General features: G+C 54.2%; 16 protein-coding genes and 1 pseudogene. 6 read left to right on the plus strand and 11 right to left on the minus strand.

What is annotated here, in order from left to right:
* The first annotated feature begins 63 nt into the window (after positions 1–63).
* Complete coding sequence (locus HW561_RS20210) at positions 64–489, plus strand: VOC family protein (RefSeq protein WP_176867168.1); 426 nt, start codon at positions 64–66, stop codon at positions 487–489.
* A gap of 192 nt (positions 490–681) precedes the next feature.
* Here HW561_RS20210 and HW561_RS20215 read toward each other — a convergent pair whose 3' ends face one another.
* Entirely contained in the window at positions 682–1,713 is a 1,032-nt protein-coding gene (locus tag HW561_RS20215; protein ID WP_176867169.1) for an alpha/beta hydrolase family protein, read from the minus strand.
* Between the two features lie 128 nt (positions 1,714–1,841).
* Here HW561_RS20215 and HW561_RS20220 point away from each other — a divergent pair, with 128 nt between their 5' ends.
* The gene (locus HW561_RS20220) at positions 1,842–2,900 is read left to right on the plus strand and encodes a helix-turn-helix transcriptional regulator (protein ID WP_176867170.1); all 1,059 of its coding nucleotides are present in this window, start codon (positions 1,842–1,844) and stop codon (positions 2,898–2,900) included.
* 545 nt (positions 2,901–3,445) lie between these two features.
* Here HW561_RS20220 and HW561_RS20225 read toward each other — a convergent pair.
* From HW561_RS20225 to HW561_RS20260, 8 genes are all read right to left on the minus strand, one after another.
* Positions 3,446–4,477 carry an SIS domain-containing protein gene (locus HW561_RS20225; RefSeq protein ID WP_211198711.1) on the minus strand — a complete coding sequence of 344 codons (1,032 nt, stop codon included), beginning with the start codon at positions 4,475–4,477 and terminating at the stop codon, positions 3,446–3,448.
* A gap of 1 nt (position 4,478) precedes the next feature.
* Positions 4,479–5,219, minus strand: coding sequence for an ATP-binding cassette domain-containing protein (locus HW561_RS20230; protein ID WP_176867171.1), 741 nt, complete (start codon positions 5,217–5,219; stop codon positions 4,479–4,481).
* A complete protein-coding gene (locus HW561_RS20235; protein ID WP_176867172.1) occupies positions 5,216–6,427 on the minus strand; it encodes an alanine racemase in 1,212 nt (403 codons plus the stop codon). The genes HW561_RS20230 and HW561_RS20235 overlap by 4 nt, the downstream gene beginning before the upstream one ends.
* Positions 6,428–6,441: 14 nt before the next feature.
* A complete protein-coding gene (locus HW561_RS20240; protein ID WP_176867173.1) occupies positions 6,442–7,395 on the minus strand; it encodes an ABC transporter permease in 954 nt (317 codons plus the stop codon).
* A 65-nt stretch (positions 7,396–7,460) separates the two neighbouring features.
* Positions 7,461–8,513, minus strand: coding sequence for a substrate-binding domain-containing protein (locus HW561_RS20245; protein WP_176867174.1), 1,053 nt, complete (start codon positions 8,511–8,513; stop codon positions 7,461–7,463).
* A 124-nt stretch (positions 8,514–8,637) separates the two neighbouring features.
* Positions 8,638–9,687 carry a substrate-binding domain-containing protein gene (locus HW561_RS20250; RefSeq protein ID WP_176867175.1) on the minus strand — a complete coding sequence of 350 codons (1,050 nt, stop codon included), beginning with the start codon at positions 9,685–9,687 and terminating at the stop codon, positions 8,638–8,640.
* 15 nt (positions 9,688–9,702) lie between these two features.
* Entirely contained in the window at positions 9,703–10,953 is a 1,251-nt protein-coding gene (locus tag HW561_RS20255) for a M20 family metallopeptidase (RefSeq protein ID WP_176867176.1), read from the minus strand.
* The gene (locus HW561_RS20260) at positions 10,950–12,164 is read right to left on the minus strand and encodes an ROK family transcriptional regulator (RefSeq protein WP_176867177.1); all 1,215 of its coding nucleotides are present in this window, start codon (positions 12,162–12,164) and stop codon (positions 10,950–10,952) included. The genes HW561_RS20255 and HW561_RS20260 overlap by 4 nt, the downstream gene beginning before the upstream one ends.
* A 342-nt stretch (positions 12,165–12,506) precedes the next feature.
* Here HW561_RS20260 and HW561_RS20265 point away from each other — a divergent pair, with 342 nt between their 5' ends.
* From HW561_RS20265 to HW561_RS20275, 3 genes are all read left to right on the plus strand, one after another.
* A complete protein-coding gene (locus tag HW561_RS20265) occupies positions 12,507–13,265 on the plus strand; it encodes an IclR family transcriptional regulator (protein ID WP_176867178.1) in 759 nt (252 codons plus the stop codon).
* A gap of 82 nt (positions 13,266–13,347) precedes the next feature.
* Positions 13,348–14,748: a selenium-binding protein SBP56-related protein gene (locus HW561_RS20270; RefSeq protein WP_176867179.1), complete on the plus strand. Its 1,401-nt coding sequence runs from the start codon at positions 13,348–13,350 to the stop codon at positions 14,746–14,748.
* A gap of 3 nt (positions 14,749–14,751) precedes the next feature.
* The gene (locus HW561_RS20275) at positions 14,752–15,420 is read left to right on the plus strand and encodes a hypothetical protein (RefSeq protein WP_176867180.1); all 669 of its coding nucleotides are present in this window, start codon (positions 14,752–14,754) and stop codon (positions 15,418–15,420) included.
* 193 nt (positions 15,421–15,613) lie between these two features.
* Here HW561_RS20275 and HW561_RS24335 read toward each other — a convergent pair whose 3' ends face one another.
* Both HW561_RS24335 and HW561_RS24340 read right to left on the minus strand, forming a co-directional pair.
* Entirely contained in the window at positions 15,614–16,090 is a 477-nt protein-coding gene (locus tag HW561_RS24335; RefSeq protein ID WP_408015404.1) for a transposase, read from the minus strand.
* Between the two features lie 23 nt (positions 16,091–16,113).
* A pseudogene (locus HW561_RS24340) lies at positions 16,114–16,350 on the minus strand (transposase); the annotation flags it as partial.
* Positions 16,351–16,926: 576 nt separating this feature from the next.
* On the opposite strand from HW561_RS24340, the gene HW561_RS20285 reads away from it, so the two are divergent.
* Positions 16,927–17,607 carry an IS6 family transposase gene (locus tag HW561_RS20285; RefSeq protein ID WP_176867181.1) on the plus strand — a complete coding sequence of 227 codons (681 nt, stop codon included), beginning with the start codon at positions 16,927–16,929 and terminating at the stop codon, positions 17,605–17,607.
* Positions 17,608–17,703: the final 96 nt, after the last annotated feature.

A 17,703-nucleotide genomic window follows, 5' to 3' on the forward strand; every position in this document is an offset into this window, starting at 1 on the left:
AGCCTGTATGTTTATAATACTTACTACATACAGACTGTATGTATCATGATCGGGAGAAGCAACATGAAATGCACCCAGTACTATCCAGTGATCCAAACCAACGACGTCACAGCGACGAAAGCTTTCTATGTCGACAATTTCCGCTTCTACGTGAGCTTCGACGCAGATTGGTACTGCCATCTCCAGTCAAGCGAAGATCCGAAGGTCAACATCGCGATCCTCAAAGGAGATCACGACACCATTCCGACCGAGGGGCATGGGACGATCAATGGCTTAATCCTGAATTTCGAGGTCGAGGATGTCGATGCTGAGTTCCAGCGCGTTCAGACAGCAGGTTTGCCCATCCTCAAGACTTTGACGGACGAAGACTTCGGCCAACGACACTTTATCACACGCGATCCGAACGGGGTGTTGATAGATGTCATCAAACCGATTTCACCAGTCGGCCAATTCGTCGATCAGTATGCGTCCGAAGCGCTGCCCACATAGAATGCCAGCGTAAGTTACGAGATCCGCCTCTCACTGCCGGTTCTCGCATTCAACTGCAAACATTCGCACGTTGTGCAGCTTCGATCACAAAGGCTCTTAGCCGACCTCCGATGTTCAGCGGCATCTGCGGCTAACGAGACCTCTACGCAGTCGTTCGCGGCCACCTCTTGCCTACTGTGGCCGCCATTTGAATTATGAGTTCGAAAAGAATCGCGAAACTCCCTCGATTATCATCTCATGTTTGGCGGCTCGCACAGCGCCACCATTTGAACAGATAACCTCATCACCGGGTTCCACTTTCGCTAGAAGCTCATAACCTCCGGGCTTGCACAGGCCCAAAAAATCAAAATGCGAAAGTGTTTCCGGCTCAATATAGAGTGTATTGGCCTCTGGAAGGGCCGCAACTAGAGCGCGAGATTCAATGTCGAGCGTCAAACCTGAATTCATGATAGGGGCCCCGAGCACCAACATAGGTCGGTCAATTTGACGAATGCTCGTTTTGGAGAAGCTCTGTGTTCCACCAAGATCAAAAACTGCAAATGCCTTGATCCGGGGGTCGGACAGATCAGCCTCCATTTTGACACGATCTTCGGGTGTTTGCGCGATTTTCCAATCCGAAAGAATACCACAGGTCAGCTCGTCTGGCTGAGTTTCGCAATACCTCTTTAGCCCAGCCGTGTCATACCGCGCACCGGCCAGTTCCATAGCCGTGAACCCGCCCAGTGAATGCCCCGCCATGTATATTCTGTCTGGATCGACATTTCGCGCAAAGTCTGATGATCCGATTGCATGATCAATGACACGGGAAATATCCTTCGGTCGCTCCCATAGTTGACGCGTTTGATCGGGGTCGCGGGACCAAGTTGATGTACCAGGGTGGCTGATTGCGGCCACAACGTATCCGCGCTGTGCCAGGGCATTGGCGAGCCAAGCCTGATTGTATGCATTGCCAAACATACCATGCGACAAGACAACGAGCGGGAACTGTTGCGTTACCGGAACTGCATCCTTTACAACTTTGTTCCCAACCCATACTTCGCTTTCAAAGTCGTAGGTTACGGGGTGGGTGGCGTACGTCGGATACCAAAGAAACCCGGAAAGATTGCGTTCCCCTTCTGCGTCTGGGATTTCCAGATCAGTCATTGCAGGCTGATACGGCTGAGCTTGGGCAACAACGCCATACGCAGCCAAGACTCCGGCAAGTAGATATGAAATTTTTCTCATCGAAAGCTCCGATCATCGTTCAATGTAGGATCGAAGGTGGGTCATAGGTCTATTTGAAACAATGAGTTGCACTGTCTATATCTGTCCTTGATCCTGATTGAGGACAGGTCGCGATAGAAAGAGGACAAATGGACAGCCCCGGGTTGATCAGTTTCCCTTTGCCACTGGCGACTGCGTTGCTTTGCTGTGTGCTTGCCATTCTGGTTTGGCGTTTGGATCTGAGACTTCGGCGCGCCAACATAATGTTCTCAGCCTTTTTTGGGTTAGGTGCTTTCTCGTCTCTGTTGGTCGGTTTGCGATTTGGATATGGCGTCGAGCAATTGATCCCGCTACAACGCACGCTGCCCCTGTTTCTAGGGCCGCTAATGTATCTGGGCTTCGCCTCCATGGCCGTCGACAAGCGAGGCATTGCCAGGATCATGCTGTTGCATTTGGGCGCGCCTTTCCTGTTGATCGGGTTGTTTCTGCTCTTCGCCGCCGATCTGAGAATTCTGGATTGGGTTATCAGTGGCAGCTATCTATTCTATAGCTTTGCGCTCTATTTGCTTTGGCGAAAGGGCCCCGACGCATTGAGTCATGCGCGGGTCGATGCAACCCGCGGTCTCTCCGACTGGCTTCTACGCGGCATCGGATTTCTCGTTTTCTTACTGGTTTTGGACAGCGCGATCGCACTCGACTTCGCTATCAATGAGGGTGCCAATGCCTCAAAGCTGATCTCTTATGGGACAGTTCCCTTGATCCTGCTTCTTCTTGTGACGTTAGTGACGCTGCCATTGATGTTCTCCAAGGAGCATATTGTGACGACGACAGTGCCGGAGGTTTGTACCGAAGACACCGAAATCACGGATCGATTACAGAGATTGATGGATGAGCAGCAGCTTTATCTGGACCCAGATATTACGGTCCAACGACTTGCCAAACGCCTGAGCCTACCGGCCCGCAACGTGTCTTCCGCGATCAACAAAACTCAGGGCATCAACATGTCGCAATACGTGAACAGGTTTCGATTGACACATGCAGCCCAACTGCTTGCTGACACTGATACAAGTGTCGCAAAAATCGCAGCTGAATCCGGGTTCATGACGCGATCTAACTTCTATCGTGAGTTCCAGCGAGTCTACGGGCAATCACCAATCGAGTACCGGACACAAAGCAAAGCAAAAAAGAATTCACCGACAACGATCTAAAAAACTCTTAACCAAAATTGATCCAACTCAGCACAAATATCCGATCTCAAGTCAATCATCGGTGACCTCGGCCGATTGTTTTGAATAACTCAAAAATCTGATGACTGAAGTCTTCCGCCAGAATCTGTTGCACCGGCTAAATTGAAACCCTGTACCTAGTAGAGGCCCTAAGAGCTCCGGATATTGCAAACGCAGGTCTTAGGCCGCCGCCCCCGGCGAATTTTCGGAAAGGCATCCTACCGGCAAGTTTTTCATCCATCTTCACGAAAATCGGAGCTGTTAAGCATAACCGGCCCAAAGCCGACATCCAACAACCCATTGAGATGCCGCGGTTGCAGCCCACAAAGCCGCCATTCGCAGAAATGACCGCGCTCAGGCGCAATCTACTTCATTGCCAGGTGTCACTACCCCAAAGAAATGGGGTCAGCGTGTTGACCACGTAATGGAACGCTGCCAAAGAACCTTTGATGTCGGTTTCCATACTTCCGCACCTCGCATCGAAATTGCGAATTATTCAAGGTCGTTGGATGCGAAACATCGCTTGATCAGATTGTCGTCGTGACCTTGTTTAGTCCCTCGGGCGCATCGGCATTTTCACCCAATTCAAACGCCAGCCGCTCTACGAGCTTGTAGAATGCCAGGATCTGGATAAGGGGGGTGAGGAATGCGTTGCCTGTCTCCGGTACGGCAAGGTCAGCGACGTCATCGCTGGAGATCAGAAACGTATCTGCGCCCTTCTTGCGAATGCTGTCGGCCGTGGAGCGTACCGACGAGGCAGATTGGTCGCTCGGGTCAAAGACCAGCGCCGCAAATTTACGCTCTGCCAGGACCACAGGACCATGTAAGACCTCTGCCGAAGAGAACACCTCGGCATGAATGCGGCAGGTTTCCTTGAGCTTCAATGCGGCTTCGGCTGCGACGGCCAAGCCGGGCCCCCGGCCTACGGTAAAAACAGACCCTGCACGGGCAAGCGCGAATTGCACTGCGGACCAATCGCATTCCAATGCTACGCGTGCTAGCTTTGGCACATCCCGCAACGCGTTTTCCAGATCGCGATCCCCGGTATAGCCCGCGACAAATCCGAGGATGGCAAAGAGCGAACTGACGAAGGATTTTGTTGCCGCCACCGCTTTTTCCGGCCCGGCCAGCACAGGTAATACCGTGTCTGCGTCACGTCCGACCGGGCTGTCAGTCTCGTTCAAGATGGCAAGGGTATGGGCGCCACCCTGACGCGCGGCGCGTTGCAGGGCGACGAGGTCGGGGCTGCCGCCGGATTGCGAGATTGTCACACAGGCAAAATCCGTCAATTTCAGAGGGGTTTTGTAAACCGAAGCAATCGAAGGTCCGATTGATGCGACGGGCAAGCCGGTCTTCATCTCAATCAGGTATTTGAAAAACGTGGCGGCGTGGTCGGATGTCCCGCGTGCGCAGGTCACAAACCCACGCAAATTCAAGGTCGATGCATGTTGACCGGCCTTCAGATACAGATCCAAACCTTCAATGATCTGGCGTGAAAGAACATCGGGGATTTCACCGATTTCCCGAGCCATAATGGTTTTTGCATTTGCGTTGTTCATGTCAGGCAACCCCGGTGATCATCGAAACGATCTCGTTCTTGTCGGCCTTCGCGGTCTCACGAATGCCGATCTGCTCTCCGCGGCGCAGCACGCAAATTCGGTCCGACAGTTTGAACACCTGATCCAAACTGTGGCTGATGATCAGAATGGCCAGGTTCTTTTCCTTGAGGCTGGCGATCAGATCTTCGACCTTGCCCGTCTCAGCCACCCCGAGTGCTGCCGTGGGTTCATCCAGCAAGACAAGCTTGCTTGCCCAATGCGTGGCGCGCGCTATCGCTATGCCCTGCCGCTGACCACCGCTAAGGTCGCTGATGGTTGAACTGGCCGACGGAATACGCACATCCAGATCGTCCACTAGCTCTTGCGATTCACGTCGCATGCGCGCCTTGTCGAGCAAACCAAACGGAGGTTTCGTCAACTCGCGCCCCAGGAACATGTTCATGAAAACCGGTTGCTCATCGGCAAGTGCCAGATCCTGATAGACAACCTCAATACCATTACTACGCGCCGCGCTGGCATCGCTAAACGATGCTTCTTGACCATCCAGTTTGATTTCCCCCGAGGTCGGAGTGTAGACGCCTGAGATGATTTTGATCAGCGTGGATTTGCCCGCACCGTTGTCGCCGACAAGTGCCACGATTTCACCGGCCTTCAAATCCAGCGAGAAATCCTGAATGGCAACGATGCCGCCAAAAGCCTTATGGATGTTTTTCAGGGACAGAACATTGAGTTCACTATTCATGACAATGCCTTTTCCGGCCAACCTGTGACCTCTCCGAAAATGTTTTCGATGGTTGTAACAGCGGGGGTGCCGCTGGCGACGCCGGACACACCCACAATATTAGCGCGGGTGACGAAGGCCTGTCCGCGGAAGCCAAACACGACGGTATCGCCGGTCTTGGGTTGCACGGGGCCGGTCGCGTCGATCATTCCATAGTAGTCGATGGCCGAATAGTCAGGGATTTCAACACTGGCCAGCGCCTTGCGCGAAGAAGTCGGTTCCGAGGCGATCAACGCATGCACATCGTATTTTGGAAAAACCGGATCGACATACAATCCGCCCCCAAAACAGAACGCATTGCCACCGTGGTGGTGCGACACTTCGGACAGATACAACACTGCTGGGTCCTCGGGCAGGTCTTCGACCGCATGTAACGGGGTTGTTCCATGCAGCGCGTTGCCCGGTTCGCATTGGGTGGCCCCGGCTTCTGCCAGAGCTGATAAAACGACGCTTGAATTGGTGCCTGGCGCGTTCACCTCTATCTCGCTGCGCCCAGCGGCGGCCAATGCCTCACGTGCTCTGGCCAGAGTTTGCAAATTGGGCGTCGGGATCACCTTGCGGGTCTCCTGATCGAACAAAAGCGCAGGGAAAGTCGTGATCCCGGCAAAGCCCGCGCCGTCTTGCGCGTCAAACTTATCCGCGACGGCGCGTATGTCTTCGGCTGCAAAACCGCCCTCATGGCCGCGATAGAAGGTATCGCCCTCGGTTTGAATGCGGGCCAGCAGGTTTTGAACGCGCCCAGCCTTGTGGGCTGCGTTTGCAGCCTCGCGCATCTTGTCGTCGCTAAACACCGTCCAAAAGTCAGGCTGCAACTGGCTGGCCGCAAAATTTGCATTTCCTCCGGGCACCTGCACCAGATGGCCCAAGTGACCGGTTTTCATTCCAACCCGGTGACAAGCCACGGCGCAATCCAGATCAACAGCGACGGACTTTTCAATTCCGCCGCGCATGGCCGCCTGACAGAACCCTGAATGCCGGCCGACCTGTTTAGTCATGGCAAAGGTTTTCAAACCAAGTTTGTTGGCCTCGGTCGAGAAATGTCGCGCGTTGCGTTCGACCGCGTCCAGATCCAGCACATAGGAATTTGGCGGGATTGCACCCTGTTGGTGCAGCGCCATTGCGGCTTCGACAAAGCCCGGGTTTCGGCGGATCAATACATCCAGAAACATCTGTTTGCTCCTCTTTATCGGCTGCTGTCGCGTAGCGACACGGCCACGGCGAGCAGAATGATCAAGCCGCGCACAATCATCTGGTCTGAGACCTTCAGGTTCATCAGGATCAGACCGTTGTTCAGCATGCCCATCAGCAGCGATCCAAGCAGCGCCCCGATCACTGAGCCTTTGCCACCATTCAGAGCCGTTCCGCCCACGATCACGGCAGCGATCACCGTCATCAGATCGCTTTCGCCGAGGGTATACTTGGCCGCTTGCAGACGTCCTGCATAAAGCAGCCCTGCCAGCCCCGCCGTACCGCCGCAAATCATCATCACATAGAGGCGGACACGCGGCACCTTGATCCCTGTCACCTGCGCGGCGCGTGGATTGTCGCCGGTGGCCAGCACATGGGCACCAAACCGTGTGTGTCGGTAGAAGATATGCCCTATGGCAACGGCAACAACTGTCCAGATCAACAGCGACGGGACTGAGAACAGTTTGCCCGAGCCAAAGAACCCGGTGAAGGCTTCGTTCATGACAGGTACTGAGCGCAGATCGGTCATCGACCGGGCGATCCCAGCAAACAGTCCCATCGTGGCGAGCGTTACAAGAAATGAGGGCAGCTTGAGATACGCCACCAGAACGCCGTTCAATGCGCCAATGAGAATGCCGACGCCCAGTCCGGCCGCGACGCCCATGATTAGGGGATAATCGCGCAGAACTACAGCGGCGGTCAGGGCTGAGACAGCTACAATAGAACCGAAGCTCAGGTCGATTTCGCCCGCTGACAGCGCGAAGACAAGACCAATGGCCATGATTGTCGCTGGCGCAGTTTGCAGGAAGATATTGGTCAGGTTGCGTTGGGTCAGAAATCCATCGTCATACAGTGTCACTGCAAAAAAGATGAAGATCGCAATAAATCCGATATAGACAACCATATTCTGGAAGTCGAAACCGGAGAGACGTTGTTTTACGGCGGTCATGTCAGTCTTTCGATATCCGGGCGTTTAAGGAACGAAAGCGCGCGAACGCGCTTCCGCAGTTCGGGTCAGCGCAGTGTCTCGGGTGCTTCGCTGTTAAGGGATTTCATCCAGCCTTCGGCGATTGAATCCGCGTCGATGGACAGCGCGTCGACCACTAGGAAGGGATCGACCTCACGCCCCAAAAGACCAGCGGCAGCGGCGCGTGCGGCATAGACTCCGATATTGTAGGTTTCGTCCGCAACGATCCCGGCGATGTTGCCCCCGTTTTTCATGTCCAAAGCAGCGGGTTCGTTCAGGTCAATCGTCACCACTTTGGTATGGTCATTGCCCTGCTGACGCAGAACCGAAATCACCCCCAGCGCCGGTTCTGCCCAAGGCGTATAGATGCCGTCAATGTCGGGATTACGTGACAGCATTCCACGAGCGATGTCTTCGGCATTGGCCGGATCTGTCATGCCGGATTCCGTTACGATTGTGATATCAGGATACTCGTTTTCGATGGTCCATTTGAACGCATTGTCGCGTTGGTTGGTCACCGGGAAATCGGCATCATGATACATGTAGCCAACTTCGCCTTTGCCACCGATGGCCTCGGCCAATGCGATGGCGGCCTTGTTACCGATCTGGAAAAGGTCAGCGGAGACAACCGTCACATAGTCCTCACCATGGGTGAAACCGTTGACTGCATTGTCGATAAACACAAGCTTTACGCCCGCGTCACGGGCGATGCCGTACACTCCAGACGCAGTCGGCGGATCGATGGGCAGCGACAGGATGATTGACGGGTTCCGCGCCATCACCGTTTCCACATCGGATTTCTGGCGCGCTGAATCGAACCCGGCATCGGTTTCTGCTATCACTTCGATGCCTAGGCGCGCGAATTCATCCTTGGCCCCCTGTGCAACAGCATTGGACCAGTCATATAGCTCGTGCCAGACAAGGGCTGCGGTGTAAGACCCTTGCGATACTTTGGCGATATCCTCGTCACTAAGCGAGAATTCAGAGACAGGCGTCGGGGCTTCCCCATTGGGCCCTTTGGTCAGCGGTTTGTCTGCCATCGCAACGGAGCCAGCCAAAACCAAAGCGACGGCGGCCAGTACTGTATGCTGGAAAATCATTTAAGTTTCCTCCCTTTACGTGTATGCCGCCAAGTGCGGCCTTAGTGCTGCGAACTGTCTTTGGACGAGACGGTAGGGGGTCCAACGAGAACGCAGCTTCTCGTTGGACCTTGACTGCAAGCGATCAGTCTTTCGTCACACTCTTTGGGGCATCGATGTGCAGGGACTGCATCCAGCCTTCGACCACATTGTCAGCCGTTACGGTTACGGCCGGTGCGACCACAAATGGCGGTACGTCCTGATCCAGCAGATCAAGGATTGCAGCAGCGGCCATCGCGCGGCCCAGCTCATAGGCTTCATCCGCCACAATCGCGGCTACGTTGCCACCACGCACCATGTCCAACGCTACAGGTTCTGAGAGATCGAGTGTGACCATCTTGGTGGTTGTGTTGCCATTGGCGCGCAGCGCGGCCAGAACCCCCTCAGCCGGACCAGCCCAAGTGACATAGATTCCACCGATATCCGGGTTGCGCAGCAACATCGCGTTGGCGATGTCTTCGGCGCGGGCCGGATCGCTGATGCCTTGCTCCGCTACAATCGAGATGTCGGGATAGTCATTTTCAATGGTGGTCTTAAAGGCGTTGTCGCGCTGGTTGGTCACGTAGTATGCGGCGTCATGATAGATCCAGCCAACTGTGCCTTTGCCACCCATGGAGGCGGCCAGTGCGTCAGCGGCTTGCTTACCCATCTGAAACAGATCGTCGGTGACGATGGCGGCATAGTCGGCAGGGTGTTCGTAACCAGAAGGCAGGTTCGACAGGAAGACTAGCTTAACGTCATTGTCGCGGGCTTCCTGAAATGCGGCCGCAGATGTCACCGGATCAAGCGGCAACGAAAGAATAATGCTGGGGTTTTTGGTCAGTGCCGTTTCAATGTCGCTACGTTGTTTGGCCGCGTCAAACCCAGCGCTCGTGGTTGCCACGACTTCGATACCCGCCCGAGCCAGTTCATCCGTCGCACCGGCGGTCACCGCATTCACAAAGTCACTCTGGTCATGCCAAAGCAGGGCTGCTGTATGACCGCCCGCGCGGATGACCTCCAGATCGGCCTCAGCCACCATCACTGATGCGGACGGAGTCGCCGTCTCTCCCTGAGGTCCGACGGTTTCGGCCAAAGCGGACGTCGCAAATGCCAGCGCCGCCCCTACAGCCAGTTGGGTTATGTAGCGTTTCATGATTTTCCTCCTGGGTTAATCGATAGTTCCGCAATACCGCACCATGAACAGCGCAAAGGCGCGGATCGCAGCGAGGTATTCTTCAACGGAGATGCATTCTTCGAACGTATGGGCGACGCTGATGTCACCCGGAGCGCAATAGACCGCCGGACAGCCGATCTGGTCCACCAGAAATGGGTTTTCTGACCAGTAGGGTGCGCCCCCAATCTCACCTCGCCGGCCAAACGCCTCCTGCACGCAAGCCCCCAGAGCCACTGCATCCGGGTAGTCAGAATCGATTTCAACCGGTGACCCGCCCAGCGAATGGTCGCGTCCTGCGGGGTAAGTGATGTTGACCGTGATACCGTCTTGCAAATCAGAACAATTGACGGCGTCTTCGAACGCCCGTGCGGTGTCTTCAAGGTCTTCGCCCGGACGCAATTTACGGATCAGTGACAGCCTGCATTCGCCGGGAACGGCGATGTATCCGCCACCATTAATGTCGGTGACAAGAATATTGGATGCCCCAACCAGATCATGCTTCGGACCTGCTGCCAGATCTTCTTCGTGACGCCAAATGGCCGAAAGCACCTGATGCGTGGCTTTCAAGGCGTCGACACCCTTTTCCGGCGTACCGAAATAAGCGGATTTCCCGGCAATGGTGATCTCGGCGATAAAGAACCCGATTTGCGCCGTGTAGACATCCAGCCGGGTCGGCTCGACGTAGACGGCAAAATCAGGCGTGGCTATCTGACCCGCCTTGACCCGCCGCACCAGATCCGCGGCACCAGAGCTCACCCCGGTGCCCGGTTCGCCACTTTCCTCATCTCCGATAAAGGCAAAAGAAACGCTGCCCTTCAGCTGAATGCCCGCTTGGTTCAAGAGGCGCACCGCCGCCAGAGCCGCACAAATTCCGCCCTTAAGATCACAGGCTCCGCGGCCCCAGATCTTGCCATCAATCACAGGTGCTCCGAACGGGTCTTCCCGCGCGGCCCCGGCCCATTTTTCAGCCCATCCACGGACATGCACTGTATCAGTATGCCCAACAAACATGAGCGTCGGACCATCGCCTGATCCTGTCTTTTGCCCCCAAACATTCGGTCGGCCAGGCAGAAAATCACCACGGCCCGGATCAAGGCCTATGTCAGTCATTTCATCTATCAGAAGCGCGGCGAAATTCGCCTCATTTCCGGTGACGCTTTCCCGTCCAAGTGCACGCTGAAGCAACAGGACATCCGCTTCGGCATTCTGGGACGCGCTCAACCTGTCATTCAAGGGGCTGCTCATGCTGCACCCTCCTGAAACGTTTCAATCTCTGGAGGAGGCACCACGATATTCGCCCCGGGCAAGTCGCGGGCAAACAGCGCGATGTGCAGGCGTGACAAGGCGACCGCAGTCCCACCGGCCAAAGCAGCGTGATTGCCCAAAACCGACGCTTCGACGGGAATGGAACGTGGAAAATTGCGCGCAATCTCCTGCTCGATCATGCGGATTAGCTCTTCGCGCGCGCCAATAGATCCGCCGATTACAACACAATTCGGGTCGATCACTGCTGCAATGGCACCAATGGTGCGGGCGATATAACTGGCAGCTGTCTGTAGCACCTTTGCGGCGGCCTCTTCACCCGCCACAAAGGCGTCAAAAATCTCTGGAACGGTCTTTTGCATACCGGTTTCTTGCTGGTAACCGCCCACAATCGCTGAAGTCGCGGTAACGCGCTCCAAAGCGCCCACTTTCAGGCTCTCTGGTTCTGTGGGATCTGCACCAAACGGAATGAACCCGACCTCGCCAGCGCCGCCCGTGGCACCCCGCACCAACTGGCCGCCAATGACGACACCGGCACCGATGCCCGTGCCGATCGAGAGAAAGACGAGATCATCCTTGTCGCCCTGATGCGTCATCCAATGCTCTCCGAGCGCCGCAAGGTTCACGTCATTTTCGACGATCACCTCAATGCCGAGCCTTACGCGCAGAAGTGAGGAAAAATCGATCCTGTCGATACCGATAATGTTTGGGGCCAGATTTATATGGCCGGTTTCCAGATCCGGCACGCCAGGAACACCAATCACTGCAACACGAATCTTGCTCGGTGCAATTCCTAGATTGCTTGTGGCCCCGTTCACCATGCGCGCGATCTGATCGACCACTGCTTCGCCACCGTCTTTGCAGGTTGGTTCAGCGACTTCGGCCACAACTGCGCCCGACAGATTGCATAGTGCGACGCGGACCTTGGTGCCGCCAAGATCAACGCTAGCCACAAGCGCGGCATCAGGCACGATCTCATAAACCACTGCGCGACGCCCAACATTGCCCTCAGTTCGACCGACGGTCTGAACCCAGCCGTCCTCTTCCAGTGAAGATACGATCTCGGACACTGTTTGCTTGGAGTACCCGGTCATCTTAGCAACGCTCGCACGCGAGATCGGACCATACGTCGTGATTGCCTGCACAATGTTGCTTAATGTCATCCGGCGCGAAAGGTTTGTCGGGTTCGCCACAGCATTTCCTCATTAGTTCGTCAACTAACCGAACTAATAGATATTGACTGATGAGTCAAGAGTGTAGGCAATACGCTTGATCCACGGCGATAGAAGAATTGAGCTTCCTTTACCTCAACCTAAGTAGCGCAGTGCAATACGGCCCTAACCGGACAATGGTGCGTTCTTCAACGCCGCGATACAGCTTCCTATTAGCGGACCTTCACCTCAAGAGGCTTACCTGCCTCCAGCACGGCTGATGCTCGTATACGCCCTATGATTGCCCCAATAAAAGCTTGCCAAGACACAAAAAATTCTCATTTATTGAGATAATGCGTCACTAAGTGAGAGAATCTAGCTCATATGCATCTCGACCGGCTGATCAACATATTGGAAACTATCGCAGTTGCAGGGCGGCCCGTGACGGTCGCAGAGTTGCAACGAGCAACGAGCTTGCCAAAGCCTACTTGCTACAGACTCATTCAATCCCTTGTTGAACAAAAGCTGATTGATGTGCCCTCCGACGACGGGAAATATATCATTGGGGAGCGGATGATCCGCATCGCATTACTTGGAAAGTCAGATATTGATGCCAGACGTTGCGCGACTCCTCTTATGCGTGCTGCTGCCACAAATTTTAATGAAACGGTATTTCTTGCCCGCTTTCGCGACAGCAAGGTTGAAATTATCCACGTCGAAACTCCGGACGACCCTTCGCGGGCTTTTATTCACCCAGGTCTTGGGGTGCGGCCGATGCACGCTTGCTCTTGTTCCAAAGCCATCGCAGCTTTTGCGGAGACTGCTTTCCAGGAAACAATACTTGCAGGTAGTCTTAGAGAATACACTGAATATACCAAAACTTCCGCAGAAGGTTTGCGACGCGAATTCGCAGACATCGTAAAACGCGGGTTCGCCGATTGCGATCAGGAAATCGACATTGGCATCTCCAGTGTTGCCGCACCAGTATCCATAGGAAACATCGGAGCCACATTCAGCATTGGCGCAGTTGGCCCCATTCGTCGATTTGGAACCGAATACCGTATGGAAATCGGCAAAAAACTAGTGGGCCTGTCAGAAAAAGTCAGTGGGGCCATCCAATTATGCAACGTAGCAAAGGTGTGACGATACACACACTAATTTGGCCCTTCAGGCCCAATCAAATGACCTCGGAAAGGGGCAATCATCGCAACAAGGAGGAATAACAATGAACTTAAGGCCCGATCCGACATTTCACGCTTCGCCAAAACTTGCGATGCAAGCGCCGGTGGAAAACTACGCGTTTACAGTAATGCTCAGTCCGGATGGATTGCAATCTGATGGCATCGCAGTGGTCGATGTTAAGGTAGGCTCCGACACATATGGTCAAATCGTTCACCAAGTTATTGTTCCCAACAAAGGTGATGAATTCCACCACTTCGGTTGGAACGCCTGCTCGTCTTCGCTTTCGCCGCTCACCGGTCATGCCTTCCTTGAGCGTCGCTATTTGATTGTCCCCGGCATTCGTTCGTCACGCATCTATGTGATTGATGTGAAGGAGCCATTGAAAGCTAAGATTCATAAAACGATTGAGCCGGAAGAGCTGTTTGAAAAAACGGGCTATTCCCGCCCTCATACGATTCATTGTGGTCCAGAAGGGATCTATGTGTCCTGTCTTGGTGGCGGTGGTGCGGATGGGACCGATGGCCCTCCAGGCATCTTCATCATGGATTGCGAAACATTTGAAATCATTGGCCAATACGAAATGGATCGTGGCAAGCAAGACAAGCACTATGATTTCTGGTGGAATCTACCGCAGGATTACATGGTCAGTTCCGAATGGGGATTGCCGCCTCAATTTGAGAACGGCGTTGTGCCCGAAGACCTTCTGTCAAACAAATATGGTCATTCAATCCACTTTTGGGATTTGCGCGCACGAAAAAACATACAGACCATGGACTTTGGTGAAAACTATCAGATGGCTTTGGAAATCCGCCCGGCGCATGACCCAACCAAGTCTTATGGATTCTGCGGTGTTGTCGTGGATACAACCAATCTGCAAGGGGCCATTTTCACGTGGTGGCGCGATGATGATGGGGTTTGGCAGTCCAAAAAAACCATCACTATCGACCCTCGGCCCGAGAAACCGGAAAACCTACCGCCTTTGTTGCAAGGGTTCGAGGCAGTCCCTCCGCTGGTAACAGACATCGATTTGAGCCTTGATGACAAATATCTCTATGTCGCGTGCTGGGGTTTAGGAGAAATGCATCAATACGATGTATCTGATCCAATGAACCCGGTTCTGGCTGGTAAGGTCGAACTTGGCGGGATCGCGCGGGGTGCTAAGCATCCCAATGGCGAGAACTTTGCCTATGGGCCGCAAATGGTCGAGATCAGCCGCGATGGGAAACGCATTTATTGGACAAACTCGCTTTATTCCACCTGGGATGACCAATTCTATCCCGATGATGAAGGTGGACAGATGGTCATGGCTGATGTTGGCGAAAACGGAGGGCTGACCTTGAATAAAGATTTCTATGTCGATTTCCCCAAGGGCCTGCGGTCGCATCAGATCAGACTGGAAGGCGGGGATTGTTCAACTGACAGTTTCTGTTACCCGTCAGCTTAAGTGATGTCCGATGCTGCTTCGATGACAGCCCTTTGGTGGGCTGTCATTTTTTCTGGTCTCTATCATGGGATCAATCCTGGAATGGGTTGGCCTCTTGCTGTCTCCGCAGCCCTGATGGAAAGCAAACACAGCGCTTTGCCAAAAGCGCTTGGCATGCTTGCTACCGGGCATTTTCTAGCAATGATTGGCATTTTGTTACCGTTCTCGCTGATGATGTTTCTGGTGCGGTGGGAGGTCGAACTCCGCGTGGTGGCGGGGCTTTTGGTTATCGCAATGGGTATCTATCTGCTGATAAACCGACGACACCCGAAATTCCTAGCGCGCGTACATCCTGCCCGTCTTGCATTGTGGTCTTTCTTAGCCGCCATGGCACACGGGGCGGGATTAATGTTGGTTCCGATTTTCCTGGGCATGTGTGCAGTCGGAGCCGATGATGTGGGCCATGCCGCCGCTCAGTCGCTTATGGGAAGCAACGTTGTAACCGCATTTGTAGTTGCGGCCGTCCATACGTTGTCAATGACGCTGGCAGGTGGAATGATCGCAGTGGCGACCTACCGCTGGCTTGGGCTGAAATTTCTTTCAAAAACGTGGTTCAACTTGGATATCGTCTGGGCGTTAAGTCTAGTCTCTGTAGGTGCATTTGGTCTGTACTCAGCTCTCTTTGTGCATTAACGCATCCTCGCGAATACGAACGACAGTAATTGGAAGAAATATTGCCCCGCTAAATTCAAATGTCCGCTTTTATTACAACGGAACAAGAATTCTGCGACCGCAGCGAATGCCGGCTTCCCGCCCATTCTGTTGAGAAGCAACGTGTTGCTGACGCAGAAAGGGTTCGTCTGAACAGAGTGGAATGCCTTTCTGGTCAGGCTTTTCGCGTTTGCTGCGGTGCGGGAAAGATCTTGGCCAATTTGCGGAGGTTTTGGGCGGTGGCAGCAAGGAGGAATTCGTCATTTGCGCCGCATGGACCGCGTAATCGCAGTCGGCCAAGATCAAGAATGCGTTTGAGGTGAGCGAAGAGCATCTCGACCTTCTTTCTGAGTTTCATCGAGATGTCGTATTGCTTGGTCTTGGCCCCTCTCGTGCATTTAAACATGCACTGCCGGGCAGTGGATGTTGCGGGCGACTTGGCGGGCGTCTTCGTGTTCTTCCCGGGTGATCTTGCGTGCATCGCGTTGGGACAGCATTTGGCTTTGGATGGGCAGGCCTGGCAGACATCTTTCAACGCGCGGTAGCCGGACCGTGCCCTTGCCAGTTGGCCCTCGGTTTGGGTCAGAATAGTTGCGGCGGAACTGCTTGAGTTCCTGGCCCTCAGGGCAAATGGACTGATCGTTCTCTGCATCCCACTCGAAATCCGCCCGCGTCCAGCCGTCGCTCGGAGCGGATGCCGAGGCAATAGCCGCCCAGCAGCATCCGGATCAGCAGTTCAGGATCGACTGATGGACGACCGGTGTGGCTGTAAAAATCCGCGAGATGCGCTCGAATGCTGTTCAGATCAACAAAGCGATCAATCGACCGAAGCAGGTGATCTTGAGGAACGTGGTCCTCCAACGAGAACTCATAGAACCGCGACGATTGCGCTTCCTGCCTCGGTCCGATCATCGCCAATCCTCCCGCCAATGGAAGAATTGAATCAGCAGTTCATGCGTCGATCAAGGAAGAGTTTTTCAACAAAATGAGCCATTCTGCGGAAAAAAGTCGTGTTGCGAACGCCGATTACGACGGTTTAGGTCCCCTGCCCTCCCACAGCTTTGCGTTGGTTGGGACAAGCACAAAGCTTTTGCATTCGGGCTTTTGAAGTTCCACGGATTGGATCGGCTTTTGGATAAGGTCGCTACTCTTCGCGGAGCATAGTGTTTCGCTTCCATCAAGTGGCCGCCCATAGGCAGGAAATTGGAGTCGCAAACATGTTGTCTGCGAAAGGCACAACCTGATCGTGGTCGTAAAGAACAAGCCCTTGAACAAATTTTTCTCCACACGCTTCGGCCAATTTGCGCATCCCGGAAAGGTCACTGGCAGAAACAGTCGCGGACGATTTCACCTCGATCCCGACGATCTCTCCACTTCTGTTTTCCAAAACGATATTCACCTCGGGATCTGTTGCAAACTTTCGACCATTGACCTTCGTGGCGATAGCGCTTGTGTGGCAAACAGCATTACCCAGTTGAAGGTTGGTCTATGATTTCTTTCAAAGGTGCGCAGTATCCAAAGGACGTGACCCTGTTCGCGGTCTTCTTTTATGTCCGCTACGGTGTCTCCTATCGAGACCTGGAAGAAATCATGGCCGAGCGCGGCGTTTCAGTGGACCACACCACACTGAACCTTTGGGTAACATGGTATTCCGGCGCAATCGCTGAAGCAGCACGTCACCGCAAAGGGCCATGCGACCGTTCTTGGAAAATGGACGAGACTTACATCAAAGTGAAAGGCACGTGGGTTTATCTCTATCGGGCTGCCGACAAATACGGCAAAATACTTGATTTCATGCTGCCCGAGCGGCGAAACAAGCCGGCCGCCGCGAGGTTTTTCGCCCGACTGCTGGAGGTCAACGGTCTGCCGCGAAAGGTCGTCATCGACAAAAGCGGCGCCAACACCGCTGGCATCAAGGCAATCGACAAGATGCTTGCGGGCTTTGGCCGTCCGATCTCAATCGAGATGGTCAGGCGGAAATATCTGAACAACATCGCGGAACAGGATCATCGTTTTATCAAAAGACGAACCCGTCCGATGCTCGGCTTCAAGTCCTTTGTCTCGGCCCCGGCAACGCTGGACGGAATCGAAGTGGCGCACATGATCCGCAAGGGTCAAATCACGCCCGGAGTCTGCCCGTTTAGACAATTTGCAGAGCTGGCGGCCTAGCCCGCTGGTAATGAGCTATCGGATCTGTGGCAAACTTCGTTCTTACCTGTCAGGTCGATTGTATTTCTGGTAGCGCGCACTCGAACATGGCGGGGG

This window comes from Ruegeria haliotis, assembly GCF_013377785.1.
GTDB classification, from domain to species: Bacteria; Pseudomonadota; Alphaproteobacteria; order Rhodobacterales; family Rhodobacteraceae; genus Ruegeria; species Ruegeria haliotis.